A 15,933-nucleotide genomic window follows, 5' to 3' on the forward strand; every position below is an offset into this window, starting at 1 on the left:
GGGGGGATCAGGCCGGGAAGGTGCGGTCGCCGGCGAAGAAGCCGAGGCCGTAGTCGGGGGTCTCGAACCTGACGGTCGTGCCCTTCGGGAAGAACAGCACGTCGCGCTCCCTGGCGTGCGTGACCTCGCCGGTGGTTTCGTCGGTGAGGATGAACTCGCCGGCGATGACGACCTTCATCTCGTCGTAGGTGTACGTGTACACCAGGGGCTCGGAGGCCTTCAGCTCGAAGAAGCCGGCGCTCATGACCGAGCCTTCCGGGTTGTGCAGCGAGTCGCCAATCGCAGCGACCGTGCCGGGTTCGTTCATCGACGGCAGACCGGTGTAACCGCCAACGACCTTGTGGATGGATCCGGCCTTGCTCAGGGTTCCTACGAGGGTTTCCATAATCTCTCCTGGATCGATAGTGCGTGCATGATCAGCCCAGAACTGCGCCTTTGACAGAACTGGAAGCGGACGGGACCTGCGGGGCTGCACCGAAGGCAGCCGGGGAACCCGATCGGGGCTCCCGCGAGAGTCAGTTGCAGACCGGAGTTCTCCGGCTCTGCAGGGCCAACCAGGCCCCGGCTGGTGTGATGCCAGTCACGTTTGCTCGTGGCAGAAACTCTGACATGAACGAATGTATTAGTCAACCGTCCAAGTTCAGTTCTTTTGGGATTCCCGGGAAGTCAATGTGCAGTCCATGTCACTTATCTGGAACCGTTGACTAGGACCGCCGTCCGTGTCAGAGTGTTCCGCAGCGCAGTGATCTAGATCACAGCTGTGCTTCTCGTGCGATTCACCGCCCCGTGCAAAAATCCCCATTCCGAGAAAACGGGTAAAGACAATGACGACAACCCCTCAACTCGCGACACTTACGACCGGTGCCCCAATCGATTTCTGGCCGGCGAAGTCCATGACGCCCATGAGGGCCGAATGGCCGCGGTTGCGCTGCAGGTTCATCAACGCTGATCCTGTAGGCCGGTGGAGCGAGTTCATCCTCTCGGAGTGGGAGCTGGAGGCGTGTGGCTGGGAGGACTTTCATCCCCACACCGAGACGAACTTCGTCCTGGAAGGCGAACTCCACATCCAGAGTGAAGGCAAGACGGTCATCCTCAAGCCGGGCGACGCGGCGCGTGTTAATTCAGGACAACTGGGGCGGTACTGGGCGCCCGTCTACGCCCGGATGGTCACCACGTACGGCCCGAACCCGGAAGGTGCAGAGTCGCACTCCTTCCGGTACTTCGAAATCTAGTTCGGCACTCCTGCACATGCAGTTGGGGATGCAATGTGCAAGGCGGTTTTCTGCGTCTTTTACATCCAGCAATAGCTGCCGCCGACTGCCATTCTTCTTGAATCAAAACCACCCCCATTGATTCTGCGGGGCCAGCTGCAATCCTGCCTTACCCCTGTCTGCAGGCGCTATGGCTCTTTTCGCTGCCACTTTATCTTTTCAAGAATTAATTTCACTCAACTAAAAGACCGGACGGCTTCAGTCGTCTAAGGGAGACTGTTATGAGTAAAAATCTTTCGGATGGTGTTGGTTACCTGGAAAGGTCGATTGACTGGAAGCAGGGCCTGGCCATCGCTCTGGGTGTGCCTTTGCTGATTCTGCCCTCTTTGGGCTACCTGCCGATGTATCTGTCGGCCGCAGCCATCCTCATCTGGGGGCTGTCCGTCATTCAGGGCTTCTTTCAGAACGCGGCGTACGCTGAAATGGCCACCACCTTTCCCAAGGCCTCCGGTCTGCCGGGTTTCGCGCAGCAAATATTCCGCACCGAGAACTACAAGGGCAAGTATGACAAGGGCAAGCTGATCGGGGGCTTCAGCGCCTGGAGCTACTGGTTCGCCTGGAACCCGGTCCTTGCGATCTTCGCCATCCTGGTCGGCGGTTACCTGCACGGGCTCTTCCCGGCACTCGGGCAGACCTTCAGCGAGTACCAGCTTTCACTCATCTCGGGCCTGGTGATCTTCACGGGACTCTTCATAATCAACTGGTTCGGACTCAAGGAAGGCGCCATCCTGGGCTACGTCCTGGCGGCTTTTTCCCTCATCCCGCTGGTGGTCCTGACCGCGGCACCTTTTGCCACCGGACACGTCGAGCTGGCCAATATCACCGGCAACTGGCTGCCGGCCGACTGGTCCTGGGACGCGCACCACATCCTGATCCTCTTCGGCATCTTCGCAATCGCGCAGTGGAGTGCCTGCGGCTGGGAAACGGCAGCAATCTACGGCCCTGAATACAAAAACCCCGCCAAGGATGTCCCCAAGGCACTGTTTGCGTGCGGCATCATCTGCCTTTTCTCGTATGTACTCGTGCAAACTGCAGTGATCGGCGTGCTGGGTGTTGACGGTGTGGCGGCCGAAGCTGTGTCACCGCTGATTCCGGTCGCCCAGGCTACCTTTGGCCAGGCCGGCTCCGTCGTCACCATCATCATGCTGATAGCCGCCATGATCCTGATCATCCAAACGGCCTACCTCGGTTCCTCCCGTGCCCTGCACTCGATGTCGACCGAAGGCAACCTGCCCAGGTATCTCGGCAAAACAAATCGCCATGGAACCCCGTTCATTGCCCTGCTCGTTACCGCGGCATTCAACATGGTGCTGATTTCCCTGGGGTCCCTCGCCGCCATCCTTGCAGCTGCCGCGATCGGCTACACCTGCGCCAACGGCATCAGCCTGTTCGCCTACGTCAGGGCCAGGAAGCACCCGGCCCTCGCCCAACTGGAACGGCCCTTCAAGGCACCCAGGGGCTGGAAACACGTCGCCATGCTCTTCGGCCTGTTCAACCTGCCGCTGTGCCTGGTCGGCGTCGTCTACCTGAACAGCCTGGAGATCGGCTGGACCTCAACCTGGCTCGGCTTCATCGTGTTGTCCCTCTACATACCAGTCTGGCTGTATTCCCAGCACGAGACGAGGCGCAGAAACAACAGGGAACTGCCCACCACCATCCCTTCAAACAGCAAACCAGACGACGACGCCGCAGACCTGGAGAAAGTACCCAGCCTCTGACTGTCCTCGTAACCGCTATTGAACCCCGCCTCCTGCCGGGACGAACCGTTCGTTCGTCCCGGCAGGTCCGCGTGCTGGGCCGTGGGCGGACACCCTTGTCGACCCGGCCGGACCGCCGTCTTGGACTTCCTCCGCCGGAATCTGCCACCCGGACCTACCTATTGCTCTTGGTCCCGCTTTGGTTGTTGGCCTTGTCGGGTTTGGGCTTGTCGACAGCGCCGGGGCCCGGAACGGGCCGCTTGGACTGACCTTCGGCCATGACCTTGTTCTCTTGCTGCTGGACAGGATCCTCAGTCCCGGTCTGGGTGTCGGGCGGCGGGTTTACGACGACGACCGGAGCAGGTTCCAGGTTTCCTGCAGGAATGCCGTTCCGCGTGGGCGCGGGCTGGGGAGCGGCGGGAAGTGCTTCAACGGGTAACTTTGTGGAGGCTGTGATGAGTGTCTGCAGGTCGTTGCGGACCAGGCGGATGGCTGCGGTGATGTTCCGGTATTGTTCGAACGTCAAGCCGTTACGTGCGGCTTCGTCGGTCGCGTCTTTTTCGAGGCGGTCCAAGTGCGCAAGGGCGCTTTGCAGGTCCCCGTCGCTTATGGCTTGGCGCACCTGGTCAAGAAGGGACCGGAGCGCGGTTGAGGGCTCCAGGGCTGCCTGGAGCTGATCCAGATGGAAATCCAGAGGATTGTTTTGCACGGGCACTGCCTGTGGGGTGGGCGCTGCGGACCGATCCGGGCCAGCAGGCCCGAAGGTGGCGGACGTGGTTCCGGCCAGAATAACGGCCGCAATGGATGCGACGATCACCGTCCGCATATGCCTGCCAGGTTTGCGGCCCGCCCGCGAAGCAACATTTGGCGGACGTGAAGGAATGGGAGGACATGGCCTGCTCCGGACCTCCGGCAAGGGCGTGACGCTGACGGACGTCTGAGGAGCGACGGGAGTCTTACTGCCCGGTGCCAGCGCCAGTCGCTGCAGGGCAGTCGCGGCCTCGGCCGCAGAGGGGCGGTCGGTCGGGTATCTGGCGGTCATCGCGGTCAGCAGGGTCTTCCACTCCGGGCTGACACTGTCCGGTACGACGGGGTTCCTGTGGATTCTTGCCACGCCGGACTCGATCTGGCTTCCGGGAAACTCGACCGTACGGGTGAAGCACTCCAGCAGTACCAAACCCAGGGAGTAGATGTCGCTGGCGCCGTTCAATGGCTCACCGAGGGCCTGTTCCGGACTGAGGTACGCGGCAGTGCCGACGGTGCAGCCTGTCCTGGTCAGGTGCTCTTCGTCCATGACCCGCGCGATGCCAAAATCCGTGAGTTTGGCGCGCCACTGCTGTCCCGGCTCACCCGGGCGGGGGTTGTAGAGCAGCACGTTGCCGGGCTTGATGTCTCGGTGAATCACGCCGCGGCTGTGAACATAGTCCAAGGCGGAAGCCAGATCTGCTCCCAAAGCTGCGATGTCGGCCGGTGCCAGGCTGTCGGTCCGCAAGTTGCGGCGGAGGTCCGGGCCGGCCACGTACTCCATGGCCACGAAGCTGCGTTCCATCGCGGGGTCCGTGCCGGCATCGAACAACGTCACCAGGGACGGATGGACCATGGAGGCGAGAATCCGAATTTCGGCCTCCTGACGGGCCAGCAACTCCGGCTCGCCGCCTTCCTTGGAAAAGACCTTCAGGGCCACTTCACGGCCTAATGCTTCGTCGACCGCCCTGTACACCGCTGCCGCGGCGCCACGGCCGACCAGTTCCTGGAGACGGTAACGCTGGCACATAAGCTGCCCGGTCACGACCGGCCGCTGTCCCTCAGTCATGCGAACTCCCACAATGCGTCTCATTTGTCGTATCCGGCCTGCTGTCAGGTCGCGGAGTATTCGCTGGTCTTTACACCCCGCCCGGTAGAACGCGACGGGTAGTAAGACTGCTTAGTATTACATGCGCGGAGCTTCGTACGCCATGAATCAGCCCCGCTGATCTCGGATCGGAATTCGCCCTTTCCTGTTCCAGGAAATGGCGTCGGTTACACTTCGTAAGTGGACTTAGCATTTGAACTGACACCGGACCTTGCCGTTGCTTTCGTTACGCTTTTCGTGCTGGAAATAGTTCTGGGCGTGGACAACGTCATTTTCATCTCGATCCTGGCCAGCAAGCTGCCCTTGGAGCAGCAGGCTAAAGCCCGCAACCTCGGTCTGACCTTGGGGATGCTGATGCGGATCGTGCTGCTGTTCGCCGCATCCTGGATCATCAGCCTGACGAACGATCTGTTCGAACTGTTCGGGAAGGGCTTTTCAGGCAGGGACCTGATCCTGATTTTTGGCGGCCTGTTCCTGGTCTACAAGGCAGTCACCGAGATCCACGAAAAACTCGAAGGACGCGAGTCCCACGGCCCGGGCCGGCTCACCAGCGTGACGTTCGGTGCGGTGCTGACCCAGATCATCCTGCTGGACATGGTGTTTTCGTTCGACTCGGTGATCACCGCCGTCGGCATGGTCGATAACCTCCTGGTCATTGTCACCGCGGTCCTGCTCTCGTTCACCATCATGCTCTTCTCCTCGAAGTTCATCTTCTCCTTCGTGAACCGGCACCCCACCGTAAAGATGCTGGCCCTGGCCTTCCTGGTGCTGATCGGAACCTTCCTCATCGCCGACGGCTTCGAGGTCAAGATCGACAAAGCCCTGATCTACGGCCCCATGGCCTTCGCCATCATCGTCGAAGCCCTGAACCTGACCTACAAACGACGCCAGGAAAAACTTTCAGGCGAACCGATCGAACCGGTCCACCTCCGCCACGCCTACTCCAAAGCCGATGACCACGACGCCATCGCCGCCGCCACATCGACCGGGCCAGAAGCCGGGGAAGTCTGCCTCTCCCGCAAGCCCGTGAGCGGCCGGATTGTCGACGGCGACGGCCACCAGGAACCCGCCGGCCTGGGATAGGCCGAACCTGAGGGTCCCCTCTCCCTGCCGGCAGACCTCACAGGGCGCGGCACGAGCTGGCCCCCGGGGGCGTGGAGTCACGCCCAGGGGCGTCGGGAGCCGGAGCTGCAGCAAGCAATAATGAAGACGTCAGAAACTGTTGAGCGTGCGATGAGCTACCTAAGCTGCGCGGGGACCCTGCCGTCGTCCTCTGGCTCCAGGCTGCGGCGGGAAAACGCTTACTCCATTTGATGAGAGCTTTCTCTTCTCCTAGTAATGCATGAACTCCTGGCCCATGGGTACGTTTGCTGCAGCAACGTGTATTTGTGTTCCTCTGGTCCGGCGGTAGGAGTGACGCGTGCTCACCGACGTGTATTTCCAAGTGCAACCTGTTGATCTTCTGGCGGCGCGCCTTCAGATGGCGCTGTCGCTGGGATGGCACATCATCGTCGCTTGCTTCGGAGTCGGAATGCCGGCAATCACGTTGTCGGCCGAGTGGCGTGGTTACAAGACCGGCGACCTGAACTACCGGCTGCTGGCAAGGCGCTGGGCCAGGGTGATGGGTGTCCTCTTCGCGGTAGGAGCCGTATCGGGAACGATTCTTTCGTTTGAGATGGGCCTGCTCTGGCCGGGGCTGATGGGCGTTTACGGTGAGGTCATTGGTCTGCCGTTCACGCTTGAGGGCATAGCGTTCTTCATTGAGGCTATTTTTCTCGGCATTTACCTCTATGCGTGGGACCGCCTCCCGCCGCGTGTCCATATGCTTACCGGTATCCCGGTGATCGTGGCAGGGGTGGCCAGTGCTTTCTTTGTGGTCACAGCGAATGCGTGGATGCAGCAACCCACCGGCTTTGATGAGGAAAACGGGCGGATCATCGCGGTGGACCCGGTGGCGGCCATGTTCAGCCCGGCCACTCCGCCGCAGACCGTCCACATGATCCTGGCTGCCTTCATGGTTGCCGGGTTCGGAATGGCTTCGGTCTATGCCGTTGCCATGCTGCGCGGTCGGCGGGACAGGTACCACCGGCTGGGTTTTGCGGTGCCCTTTGCTGTGGCTGCGGCCATCACTCCTGTCCAGATCGGTGTTGGGGACTGGGCCGCCCACTTCGTGGCAAGCTACCAGCCAGTCAAGCTCGCCGCCATGGAGGGCATTTTCGAGACCCAGCGCAACGCCCCGCTCCACATCGGCGGGGTCGTCATCGACGGCGAGATGCAGTACGCCATTGAGATCCCCAGCGGCCTGTCGCTTTTGGCGCACTTTGATCCGAATGCCGAGGTAATGGGCCTGAACGAGGTACCCGAAGACGCCAGGCCGCCGGTGAACGTTGTCCACCTCGCTTTCCAGGCCATGGTGGGCGGCGGATTTGCCCTGTTGGCACTGTCCGTTTGGATGGCGGTCGCCTGGAAACGCCGGAAGGACCTCCCCCGGTCCAAGTGGTTCCTGCGGGCAGCGTCGGTCTCCGGATTGATCGCCGTCGTCTGCCTGGAGGCCGGCTGGGTAGTCACCGAAGTCGGCCGGCAGCCCTGGATCGTCTTTGGAGTTTTACGCACCTCCGAGGCGGTCAACCCGGCGCCGGGACTGTTCTACGGTTTCATTCTGGTCTCTGTGGTGTATCTCTTCCTCACGATCGCCACGGTCTATGTGCTGCGGCGGCTCGCCAAGGACAAGCCGGTCCCCCTGGCGCCACAGGAGTCAGACGTGACCGGCTACAAGATCATCTAGGAGGCCTGCCGTGCCGCTTGCTGAACTGCTGATGGCAGCGATGTGGATCTGTTTGACAGCGTATGCCCTGTTTGGAGGGGCGGACTTCGGCGGTGGCTTCTGGGACCTGGTCGCAGGCCGGGCGGAGAAGGGGCGTCCGCAGCGAAACCTGATCGAGCACTCGATCGGGCCGATCTGGGAGGCCAACCATGTCTGGCTGATTTTTGTGATCATCCTAACCTGGACCGTTGTACCGTCAGTGTTCGCTGCCGTCTCCTCCACCCTCTACATTCCCCTCACCCTCGTCGCGCTGGGCATCATCAGCCGCGGAGCCGCCTTTGCCTTCCGCAAAGTGAGCCAGGAGCTGTGGCAGCAGCGCCTGTTCGGCGGAGCCTTTGCATTGTCGTCGGTGCTGACACCCTTCTTCCTTGGAACGGTGGGCGGCGCCCTCGCCGCTGAGCGCGTGCCGCCGGGCATAGCGGCCGGTGACCCCGTGACAAGCTGGATAAACCCGACCTCGATCACCAGCGGCTTCCTGGCTGTGGCCACCACCGCCTACCTGGCTGCCGTGTACCTGACCCATGATGCTAGAAGGGAAGGGAACCCGGAGCTAACCGAGGCCTTCCGGCGGAAAGCCCTGACCGCAGGCGTCGTCACAGGCGCCCTGGCGGTGGTGGAGCTTGTAGTACTCGCAGCGGATGCACCCGGGCTGTTCCGGCAGCTGCTGACGCTGCCCGCACTGCCCTTTGCAACCCTGTCAGTAGCCGCCGGGTTCGCTTCACTAGTGTTGATGTGGCGTCGCAGGTTCCTGACCGTGCGCGTCTCAGCTGCCCTCGCCGTCACCGCCTTGCTATGGAGCTGGGGAATTGGACAATATCCCTTCGTACTTCCGGGCCTCACGCTGGCCGAGGCCGCAGCCACCGAAAATGTCCTTGCTGCCAACACAATTGCAGTGCTGCTCGCCGGAATTCTGGTGCTTCCATCACTTTGGTGGCTCTACGCCATCTTCCAACGCGACCAGTTTCCCCGGGCCAACGAACCCCACCAGTAGGGCCAGCGGTACTGAAGCCGGAAGCCGCTACTTCTCGCTGCTTTCGGAACGCCGGTAATGGCGGTTCCGTCAACCTGCCGGACACGAGCGGTAGCCCATCGCATATGTGCCACAGCCTGTGGCACATATGCCGGTCGGTAGGGGTGAGGCATGGTGTCCTGAGAAATCGATCTGCCAGCGGACGACGCGGACCTGCTGGAGGAGCTGAAGGCCCGGATCTCTGGTGCCAGGATCCAAGCCCAGAGGACTGGCAACATGCTGGTCATCGAGTTGTATTGGTCGCTGGACAGGGACATCATGCTGAGGTGATTTCCAGCTGAAGGGACCCTGCCGGCAATAGCTGGCAGCGTGCCGTCCGATATGGCCGGCCTCGGGTGCGCGGTGTCCGTGACGCCGTTCTGGTTCGGACGAAGGGGCGTTCGCCAACGTAGTCTGGATCAATAGGGAAGCTGTCCCCGAGGGCCATGGGCTTCGGTATGTAGTCGTCAATCGCCACGCCGATAGCCTTCCAGCCCGTTTAGGGGTCCGTCTGTTCCAGGAACATCTCGATCGCCGGGTGCTGGCGGACGATGGTCCGCAGCCCTGTCGCCATGTCGGTGTGCACCTTCGATCCCCGCGTCCCCGCGCACGGCGTCCAGAGTGCACTGGCTCGCTGGGGCGCCGGGGCCGGGTCGCTTATGTGTTTGTCGCTGTGCTGTTACGGCTGGTTGAGTTCCTCGCGCCAGCCGGCTTCCTTTTGGAGGAACTCGTTGTCGGAGAAGTCTTCAAAGTCGCTCATATCGGTCACACGCCGGACTTCGAGCTTGTTGCCCGGGCCCAGGGGGCAGCGGCTGGCCCAGTGGACAGCTTCTTCCTTGCTGGCGGTTTGGATGATCCAGAATCCGTTGAACAGTTCATGGGTTTCCCCGTACGGGCCGTCAGTAACAACGGGGTTGTCGCCCGAAAAATCGACAACAAAAGCTTCGCTCATGTCATCGGCGAGTCCTTCACCGGCGAGCAGCACCCCGGCGTTCATGAGCGATTCGTTGTAGGCGCCCATTGCATTGATGATCTGTTCGATGTCGGCCGTTTCGTAACCCTTTTTAGCCTCGTCCGTGGCGCGCATGATCAGCATGAACTTCACTGTTCTACTCCTTTGTACCGAGAACGCCTGATGCGTCCTTCTACTGTTGCGTCGAATGGGCAAGCACCGGACCGACAGGCCCAGGGAAATTCTTATTCACAGATGCCTGATCGCAAAGAAGCAACCCGCTTCTCAGTCGTTCGACTCGTCCGTAGGGGCGTTGCGGTCGGGCTGGTCTTCGTCTTCTGCAACCTGGTCGCGGTGGACACGCTGCGGGGCGCCCACCAAGTCGGCGGGTACAGGAGGATCCTTCTCATCACCAGCTGTCATGAGGCTCATCCTATGGGTAACGAAGGGCTTCGGTAGCCATCCACCAAGGCGCGCCCCTCCAAGCCTATGTGGAGAACTCGAGCAGTCGGGCGTGTTCTGTCGTTCATGCTCGAGTTCCCGCAGGCGGGGGATGTCGTTATCGGGCAAAATTTCAGCGGTTTACGCCGCGTCCAGCCGGACGACTGGCTTCCTGATGAGATCAGCCGTTTCGGAAACCAGTTCATGAACCAATTTCGTATCGAGGAAGTCATTCGTCGGAAACGCGGGCGCAAACTTCAGCCCCTACTCTGAATTACCGGGGTCAACCCGTCGGCATGAACGGAGGAGGGGACGTGACGGAAGAACAAGCAACCGGCACCGTACAGGACCTAACCGACCTCGCCGTCGGTGACATGATTGAAGCCTGGCACGAAGGACGGCGTTACAACCGTGGAAAGGTGCTGCAGACAATGCCGTCCATGGGGATGTTCTGGATTCTGGATACCGGCAGCGGCACCCGCAAGCTCGTTGATTTCGAATCCCTGCTCGTCCGCCGCCTCTCAGTGGAAGAACCCCGAACCAGCCCTTTCGTGGCGTAACTGCTGGGCCCCGGTGTTCGGCACCAACCTGAATACTGACAGACCCGCTAACTGCGCCCCATGCAGTAAGTTCCCCGCCATATTCGTTCGCCCATAATGGGTTTCGTCAACCGGTGATAAGGGATCCGGCGACCAGCGGATCAGGACGCCATGGCAGTTCGGGTTGCCCTCATCAGCCGCGTGTGGAGCCCGGGATGGGGACCGCCCTGGAGCGCTTTCTGCAGGCGCGGAAGGTGGAGTTCGATGTCCCTTGCGACGGCAGTGGCGGTGGTCCAGTTATCCAGCGCCAGGGCCAGCTCAAGTCCACCGCACAGCTGGTTCATGTGCAGAGCTCCGACCAACCAGGATTTCGTCTTCAATCGCAGTGAGGCATCCAACGCCAGATCCCTGTTGCGGGTGCCGCCGGCGGACCTGATTTGCTCAACGTACCGGGGGGAGCAAAGACCTATAGTCAGCGGTAGATGACTCTGCCGCCTCCAGGGACGCCTGTCCCGCAAGTATTTGGAGGTGCTGAATGTCCAGCGTCGGTCTGGCCCTGTTGTCCATATGTGTCCCCCTGCGCAATGTACAACTCGTTTCCCGCCCACGTCGGGTGTGGATCACGGCCCCAGATGCCAGAAGTCGAGTGATTTCTGTTGCCGTCAGCCTCTGTCCTGCTTTTGCAGGTCATAGCCAGAGTGCAGGGCTGGCATCAAGGATGCCGCAGCGAACGCGCAGGATGAGGTCAAGATGCTGCAAGCCAACCACTCAAGACATGCCGTCCGGGGGTCCATGGCATCGGGATAGTCGGCGGACAGCGGTGGCCGTCCTGAGACTTGCCGAGGCCGGACCGATCAGGCGAAGGCCGGGGACGCCCTCGCCGTTGCCAACCCACAGGCGTAGATTTAGTAGCCAGGTTGCAGTTTGGTTCGTGTTTTATGAGGAGCCAGAGTTGGCTGGGTGGAATGCAGACAATGCGGCTGGATCCATGGGCGAGGGGGCCATAACCCTCGTCGCGGGCTCGTCCTTTTGTATCTCCTTGCCGAACGGGGACATCGTTCCGAGCCACCCCCACGGGGTGTTTCACCGGGACACCCGGATCCTGTCACGTTGGTCCATCGCTATTAACGGGCAGCCAGTGGAACCGTTGGGAGCCTGGAACCCTTCGCCCTACCAGGGCACCTACATGGGCAGGGCAGCGCGGGCCGATGGCCGCGCGGACACTCCACTGACCGTGGAGCGCAAACGCGAACTGGGGTCCGGCATCGTCGAGGACATCACGATTCACAACTATTCGGTCCGCCCGGCCTCCTGTGAACTGGCACTTGCCGTGGATGCTGACTTCGCGGACCTTTTCGAAGTCAAGGACGGCCGGCCGCAACGGCAGTGGGAACGGACAAGGACTGCCAGGGCCGGGTTGCTGAGGATCGAAGCGGCGTGGCAGGAAACCAGGAAAGAGATCGTGGTGCGGATGCGCGACGCCGAAGCCACCTCCGACGGTCTCCTCCTGCGAATGGATGTCCCCGCGCGGGGCCACTGCAGTGTCCGGGCCACCGTCCTGCCGCTGACAGCGGAAACCGAAGTTGATACAGAACTGCCCACGCTCGTCCTCTCCGCCGAGATCATCGCAGCACAGCAGGGACGGCAACGGGCATGGGATGCACACGTCCCAATGACCAGTGTCGGGAATCCGACCGTCGAACGAAGCCTCGCACGCAGCCATGACGACATCGGAGCGCTGCGCCTGGTTGACCCCGACCACCCTGACCGGATGGTCATCGCCGCCGGAGCGCCCTGGTTCATGGCGCTTTTTGGCCGCGACTCACTCCTGACCTCCTTCATGTACCTTCCTGTCGACCCGACGTTGGCCTTGGGCGCCCTGCAAACACTGGCCGACCGGCAAGGACAGAAAATGGACCCGCTGACCGAAGAGCAACCGGGCCGGATCCTGCATGAGGTCCGGCTCGATGTCGGCACCGGCCTGGCCCTGGGAGGCCGGTCAGCCTACTACGGAACCGTGGACGCCACCCCGCTGTTCGTCACGCTGCTGGGCGAAGCCCGGCTCTGGGGACTCCCGGCCGACGACATAGCCGCACTCGTGCCCCACGCCGACCGCGCCCTGGACTGGATCCAAAACTACGGCGACCGGGACGGCGACGGGTTTGTCGAGTACGAACGCCTCAATGACCAGGGGCTCATCAACCAGGGCTGGAAAGACTCCTGGGACGGCATCAATTTTGCCGACGGCCGGCTCGCTGAGCCCCCAATCGCACTGTGCGAGGTGCAGGGCTACGTCTACAGCGCCCTCATGGCACGGGCCCGGATAGCGTACGACGACGGCGACAAGGCCCTCGCCCTCGATCTCCGGCACCGCGCCGGGCGGCTCAAAAAACAGTTCAACGAACAGTTCTGGTTACCAGACCGGGGCTATTACGCGGTCGCCCTGGACGGCGAGAAGAGACCGGTGGATGCCTGCGCCTCAAACATGGGCCACTGTTTGTGGTCAGGCATCGCCGACACCGACAAGGCCGCTTACGTTGCGCACCGGCTCCTTTCAGCGGAGATGTTCAGCGGCTGGGGGGTTCGCACCCTCGCCACGGACATGGGCGCCTACAACCCCGTCAGCTACCACAACGGCTCGGTCTGGCCGCACGACAACGCGCTCATCGCGGCAGGACTGATGAGGTACGGCTTCGTGAAGGAAGCCCAATTGATCGCGACAGCGCTGATGGACGCCGCCGAACACACCAACAACCGCCTGCCGGAACTGTTCTGCGGATTCAGCCGGTCCGATTGCCCCGTACCGGTCCCGTACCCCACCGCCTGCGCTCCCCAGGCCTGGGCATCAGCGACACCAGTGATGCTCGTACGCACCCTCTTGCGCTACGCCCCGCACATACCAGACGGGCTGTTCTGGATGCAGCCGGCATTGCCACTATCCTGGGGCACCCTTCACAGCGAGAACCTGCCACTAAAGGGCGGACGGGTCACCATCGACGTGACCGGAACCCGGGTGAACGGCGTGGACGGGCTGCCCTCCGGTGTGGTCTTCCGAAACGGGACCCGGCCGCTGGCCGAAGACTTCGCCGCATCCTAACCCGCCATTACCGGCACGGTGATGTGCACAGCCTTGTAGATGGCCTGGAAGGCACTTGGAGGCTTTACCGTGGTCGCATGGCCACATCATCACTTGACGCTCTCCCGAGGATTGGAACTCCCGCCACTCGCGCCTTGCATGCTGCCGGTTACATCACTCTCAGGGGACTTGCCGGGGCGTCCCGGGCGGACCTGGCAAAACTCCATGGAGTCGGACCCAAAGCGCTCCAGATCATCGAGACGGCACTGAAGGAACACGGCTTAGCCTTGAGGTAGACCTGAGCTATAGGTTCCCGACTCCCGAATCACACAACGTGCACCTTCCGCGGTCCGGGACGGCTGTCCGGGCGCCTCTCGTTTCCTGGGTGGTGGACGGCGCAGGCTTGCCGATAACGGACCTGGACCTGACGTCCCATTGCCCACCTCCTTATGGCCGTTACCAGCGGTAACGGCGGTGTGGAGAAAGGGCCACGAACGCCTTTCGACTGCCCCCGAAACGCGCTCCGGAATCACGCTCCCGTGACCGGATTCCTTGCCGATTAACGGTTGCACGAAGAACCGGAAACATCCCTCGTTTCAGGCCTGTGGCGCTCCTACGCTGGAGTCACCCCATCACTCACACCCGAAAGGTGTACCCCATATGAAAAAACTAAGTGCCTGGCTGACAGCCACCATTGTGGCTCTCGGACTGGGCCTGCTGGTCCCAGGGCCCGCCTCCGCAACCCCTTCCTACTGCGGACTGGTATGGAGCTCTCTCGCCAAATCCAACCAGGCCATGAGCGGCGCATCGGTAACCAACATACGCTCGGGACAGCACCCCTGCTTCGACCGGCTGGTCATCGACATCAAGGGAAAAGTAGCCGGCTACAACGTCCGCTACGTCTCAAAGGTCGTGCAGGAAGGATCCGGACATCCAATCAAATTGAGGGGCGGCGCCCTCCTGCAGGTTACCGCCAACTCACCCAGCTACGACAACGCAACTGGCAGGGCCACCTTCACGCCGGCCAATCGTTCCGAGGTCACCAACGTTTCGAAGTACCAGACATTCCGGCAGGTTGCCTGGGCAGGCAGCTACGAAGGCTACACCACCCTGGGCCTCGGCGTCCGCGCCCGGCTGCCCTTCAAGGTCCACGCCCTGCCCGGCCCCGGCAACGGAACCAAGCTCGTAATCGACGTCGCCCACCATTGGTGACACCAGATGTGACAGCCGCCAAAGTTTGATATCAAAAAGTCAGGCATGCCGGTGCCCTGCTTCCGACCGGAGGCGGGGCGCCGCTTTGCCCGCACCGTGCGGCCAGGCCTGATCCACCAAGTAGCATCTCCGACTGTCGGCGAGCCTTGGGACCCGGACAGGAACAGGTCACCCCGCATCCATGCGGACCGCCGTCGCAGAATTCCTGGGGCGGATGCGATAACGCCGGCGCCGGGCCGTGGCGGCAGGTCGGTGCCGGGCCGGTGATCAACTTTTGCCAGATGATCATCATGCTTACTATTGAAACGCATGAGGCGCATCGGTATGGGAGCCATCCGCTGGGGACGGCTGACCGGCGCCGGAATGGAGCTTGAACGTGAGCAACGAACAGGATCTGACCCCGCTGACCGATGAAGAACTGCTGGCGCAGAAAGGCACCGCCCTGCCTGACAAGGAAGTCGCCTCCGTGCTGGACCTGAATGCGGACCTCGACCTTGGCATTGACGCGGCAGCACCAATTGACCTTGCCGTGGCAGCCAACGCCAATGTCGCAGCCCCGATTGATGCCGCGGCCGCGGCCAATATTCTCTCGTTCGGCTCGGAGGCGCAGGCGCTCTCCGACCAGGGGGTCATCATTAATCAGGGCATCACCGCGGACGCTACCGCGGAATCGGCACAGGACAGCACAATCGACCAGGGCAATGACACTGTCGATGACGGAACCGCCACGGAGGAACCGGCCGCTGACGGGCTGCTTCCCGGCAGCGGAACAACGGACCTGGGTGCGCCGCCTACCGATCCGGCTGCTGCCTTGGACGGCGATCTGTTGAACGTCAATGTGGATCTTGCCGCAGATGCCGACATCGCCGCGCCGATCAACGGTGCGGTGGCGGCGAACGCAAACGTTGCTGCACCGATCGACGCAGCCGTGGCCGCGAACATCGGCTCGATCGACAGCAGCGCCACCGCTGTCTCCCAGCAGGACGCCATCATCAACCAAGGGATCGAGGGCGCAGCCACGGCGACCGCCGACCAGCAGTCCGACCTGCAGCAGTAAACC

General features: G+C 62.0%; 15 protein-coding genes. 10 read left to right on the forward strand and 5 right to left on the reverse strand.

The annotated features are described in order from the left end of the window. Window positions 1-7 precede the first annotated feature (7 nt). On the reverse strand, window positions 8-385 hold the full coding sequence (locus ACFTR6_RS04790; protein ID WP_377957060.1) for a cupin domain-containing protein: 378 nt from the start codon (window positions 383-385) through the stop codon (window positions 8-10). 508 nt (window positions 386-893) lie between these two features. On the opposite strand from ACFTR6_RS04790, the gene ACFTR6_RS04795 reads away from it, so the two are divergent. Further along, window positions 894-1,232 carry a cupin domain-containing protein gene (locus ACFTR6_RS04795; RefSeq protein WP_377957061.1) on the forward strand — a complete coding sequence of 113 codons (339 nt, stop codon included), beginning with the start codon at window positions 894-896 and terminating at the stop codon, window positions 1,230-1,232. A 260-nt stretch (window positions 1,233-1,492) separates the two neighbouring features. Next, window positions 1,493-2,989, forward strand: a complete 1,497-nt coding sequence (locus ACFTR6_RS04800; protein ID WP_377957062.1) for an APC family permease — start codon at window positions 1,493-1,495, stop codon at window positions 2,987-2,989. Between the two features lie 154 nt (window positions 2,990-3,143). Here ACFTR6_RS04800 and ACFTR6_RS04805 read toward each other — a convergent pair whose 3' ends face one another. Further along, window positions 3,144-4,781, reverse strand: a complete 1,638-nt coding sequence (locus ACFTR6_RS04805) for a serine/threonine-protein kinase (protein ID WP_377957063.1) — start codon at window positions 4,779-4,781, stop codon at window positions 3,144-3,146. 219 nt (window positions 4,782-5,000) lie between these two features. On the opposite strand from ACFTR6_RS04805, the gene ACFTR6_RS04810 reads away from it, so the two are divergent. The 3 genes from ACFTR6_RS04810 to ACFTR6_RS04820 all read left to right on the forward strand — a co-directional run bounded on the left by ACFTR6_RS04810 (window position 5,001) and on the right by ACFTR6_RS04820 (window position 8,635). Beyond that, window positions 5,001-5,903, forward strand: coding sequence for a TerC family protein (locus ACFTR6_RS04810; protein WP_377957064.1), 903 nt, complete (start codon window positions 5,001-5,003; stop codon window positions 5,901-5,903). A gap of 337 nt (window positions 5,904-6,240) precedes the next feature. After that, entirely contained in the window at window positions 6,241-7,605 is a 1,365-nt protein-coding gene (locus ACFTR6_RS04815; RefSeq protein WP_377957065.1) for a cytochrome ubiquinol oxidase subunit I, read from the forward strand. Window positions 7,606-7,615: 10 nt separating this feature from the next. Next, complete coding sequence (locus tag ACFTR6_RS04820; RefSeq protein WP_087872883.1) at window positions 7,616-8,635, forward strand: cytochrome d ubiquinol oxidase subunit II; 1,020 nt, start codon at window positions 7,616-7,618, stop codon at window positions 8,633-8,635. A gap of 697 nt (window positions 8,636-9,332) precedes the next feature. On the opposite strand, the gene ACFTR6_RS04825 is transcribed toward ACFTR6_RS04820, so the two are convergent. Both ACFTR6_RS04825 and ACFTR6_RS04830 read right to left on the reverse strand, forming a co-directional pair. Further along, window positions 9,333-9,758: a YciI family protein gene (locus ACFTR6_RS04825; protein ID WP_377957066.1), complete on the reverse strand. Its 426-nt coding sequence runs from the start codon at window positions 9,756-9,758 to the stop codon at window positions 9,333-9,335. A gap of 132 nt (window positions 9,759-9,890) precedes the next feature. Continuing rightward, on the reverse strand, window positions 9,891-10,028 hold the full coding sequence (locus tag ACFTR6_RS04830) for a hypothetical protein (RefSeq protein ID WP_377957067.1): 138 nt from the start codon (window positions 10,026-10,028) through the stop codon (window positions 9,891-9,893). A gap of 105 nt (window positions 10,029-10,133) precedes the next feature. Here ACFTR6_RS04830 and ACFTR6_RS04835 point away from each other — a divergent pair, with 105 nt between their 5' ends. Both ACFTR6_RS04835 and ACFTR6_RS04840 read left to right on the forward strand, forming a co-directional pair. Beyond that, window positions 10,134-10,319 (forward strand): hypothetical protein, encoded by a 186-nt coding sequence (locus ACFTR6_RS04835; RefSeq protein WP_377957068.1) that lies wholly within the window; start codon window positions 10,134-10,136, stop codon window positions 10,317-10,319. A 41-nt stretch (window positions 10,320-10,360) separates the two neighbouring features. Beyond that, the gene (locus ACFTR6_RS04840) at window positions 10,361-10,606 is read left to right on the forward strand and encodes a hypothetical protein (RefSeq protein WP_377957069.1); all 246 of its coding nucleotides are present in this window, start codon (window positions 10,361-10,363) and stop codon (window positions 10,604-10,606) included. A gap of 140 nt (window positions 10,607-10,746) precedes the next feature. Here ACFTR6_RS04840 and ACFTR6_RS04845 read toward each other — a convergent pair whose 3' ends face one another. Continuing rightward, window positions 10,747-10,929, reverse strand: a complete 183-nt coding sequence (locus ACFTR6_RS04845) for a hypothetical protein (RefSeq protein ID WP_377957070.1) — start codon at window positions 10,927-10,929, stop codon at window positions 10,747-10,749. Window positions 10,930-11,537: 608 nt separating this feature from the next. Between ACFTR6_RS04845 and ACFTR6_RS04850 the strand changes: the two genes are divergently transcribed. The 3 genes from ACFTR6_RS04850 to ACFTR6_RS04860 all read left to right on the forward strand — a co-directional run bounded on the left by ACFTR6_RS04850 (window position 11,538) and on the right by ACFTR6_RS04860 (window position 15,930). After that, entirely contained in the window at window positions 11,538-13,682 is a 2,145-nt protein-coding gene (locus tag ACFTR6_RS04850) for a glycogen debranching N-terminal domain-containing protein (protein ID WP_377957071.1), read from the forward strand. Between the two features lie 639 nt (window positions 13,683-14,321). Continuing rightward, window positions 14,322-14,873: a hypothetical protein gene (locus ACFTR6_RS04855; protein WP_377957072.1), complete on the forward strand. Its 552-nt coding sequence runs from the start codon at window positions 14,322-14,324 to the stop codon at window positions 14,871-14,873. A 376-nt stretch (window positions 14,874-15,249) separates the two neighbouring features. Beyond that, on the forward strand, window positions 15,250-15,930 hold the full coding sequence (locus ACFTR6_RS04860; protein WP_377957073.1) for a peptidoglycan-binding protein: 681 nt from the start codon (window positions 15,250-15,252) through the stop codon (window positions 15,928-15,930). Window positions 15,931-15,933 lie beyond the last annotated feature (3 nt).

Origin of the sequence: Arthrobacter sp. NPDC057009 (assembly GCF_042673905.1) — a bacterium.
Lineage (GTDB): Bacteria > Actinomycetota > Actinomycetes > Actinomycetales > Micrococcaceae > Arthrobacter.

Coding starts and splice junctions, on each gene's coding strand:
- ACFTR6_RS04790 (WP_377957060.1), bottom strand. CDS start 385: ATGGAAACCCTCGTAGGAACCCTGAGCAAGGCCGGATCCATCCACAAG.
- ACFTR6_RS04795 (WP_377957061.1), top strand. CDS start 894: ATGACGCCCATGAGGGCCGAATGGCCGCGGTTGCGCTGCAGGTTCATC.
- ACFTR6_RS04800 (WP_377957062.1), top strand. CDS start 1,493: ATGAGTAAAAATCTTTCGGATGGTGTTGGTTACCTGGAAAGGTCGATT.
- ACFTR6_RS04805 (WP_377957063.1), bottom strand. CDS start 4,781: ATGACTGAGGGACAGCGGCCGGTCGTGACCGGGCAGCTTATGTGCCAG.
- ACFTR6_RS04830 (WP_377957067.1), bottom strand. CDS start 10,028: ATGACAGCTGGTGATGAGAAGGATCCTCCTGTACCCGCCGACTTGGTG.
- ACFTR6_RS04835 (WP_377957068.1), top strand. CDS start 10,134: ATGCTCGAGTTCCCGCAGGCGGGGGATGTCGTTATCGGGCAAAATTTC.
- ACFTR6_RS04845 (WP_377957070.1), bottom strand. CDS start 10,929: ATGAACCAGCTGTGCGGTGGACTTGAGCTGGCCCTGGCGCTGGATAAC.
- ACFTR6_RS04855 (WP_377957072.1), top strand. CDS start 14,322: ATGAAAAAACTAAGTGCCTGGCTGACAGCCACCATTGTGGCTCTCGGA.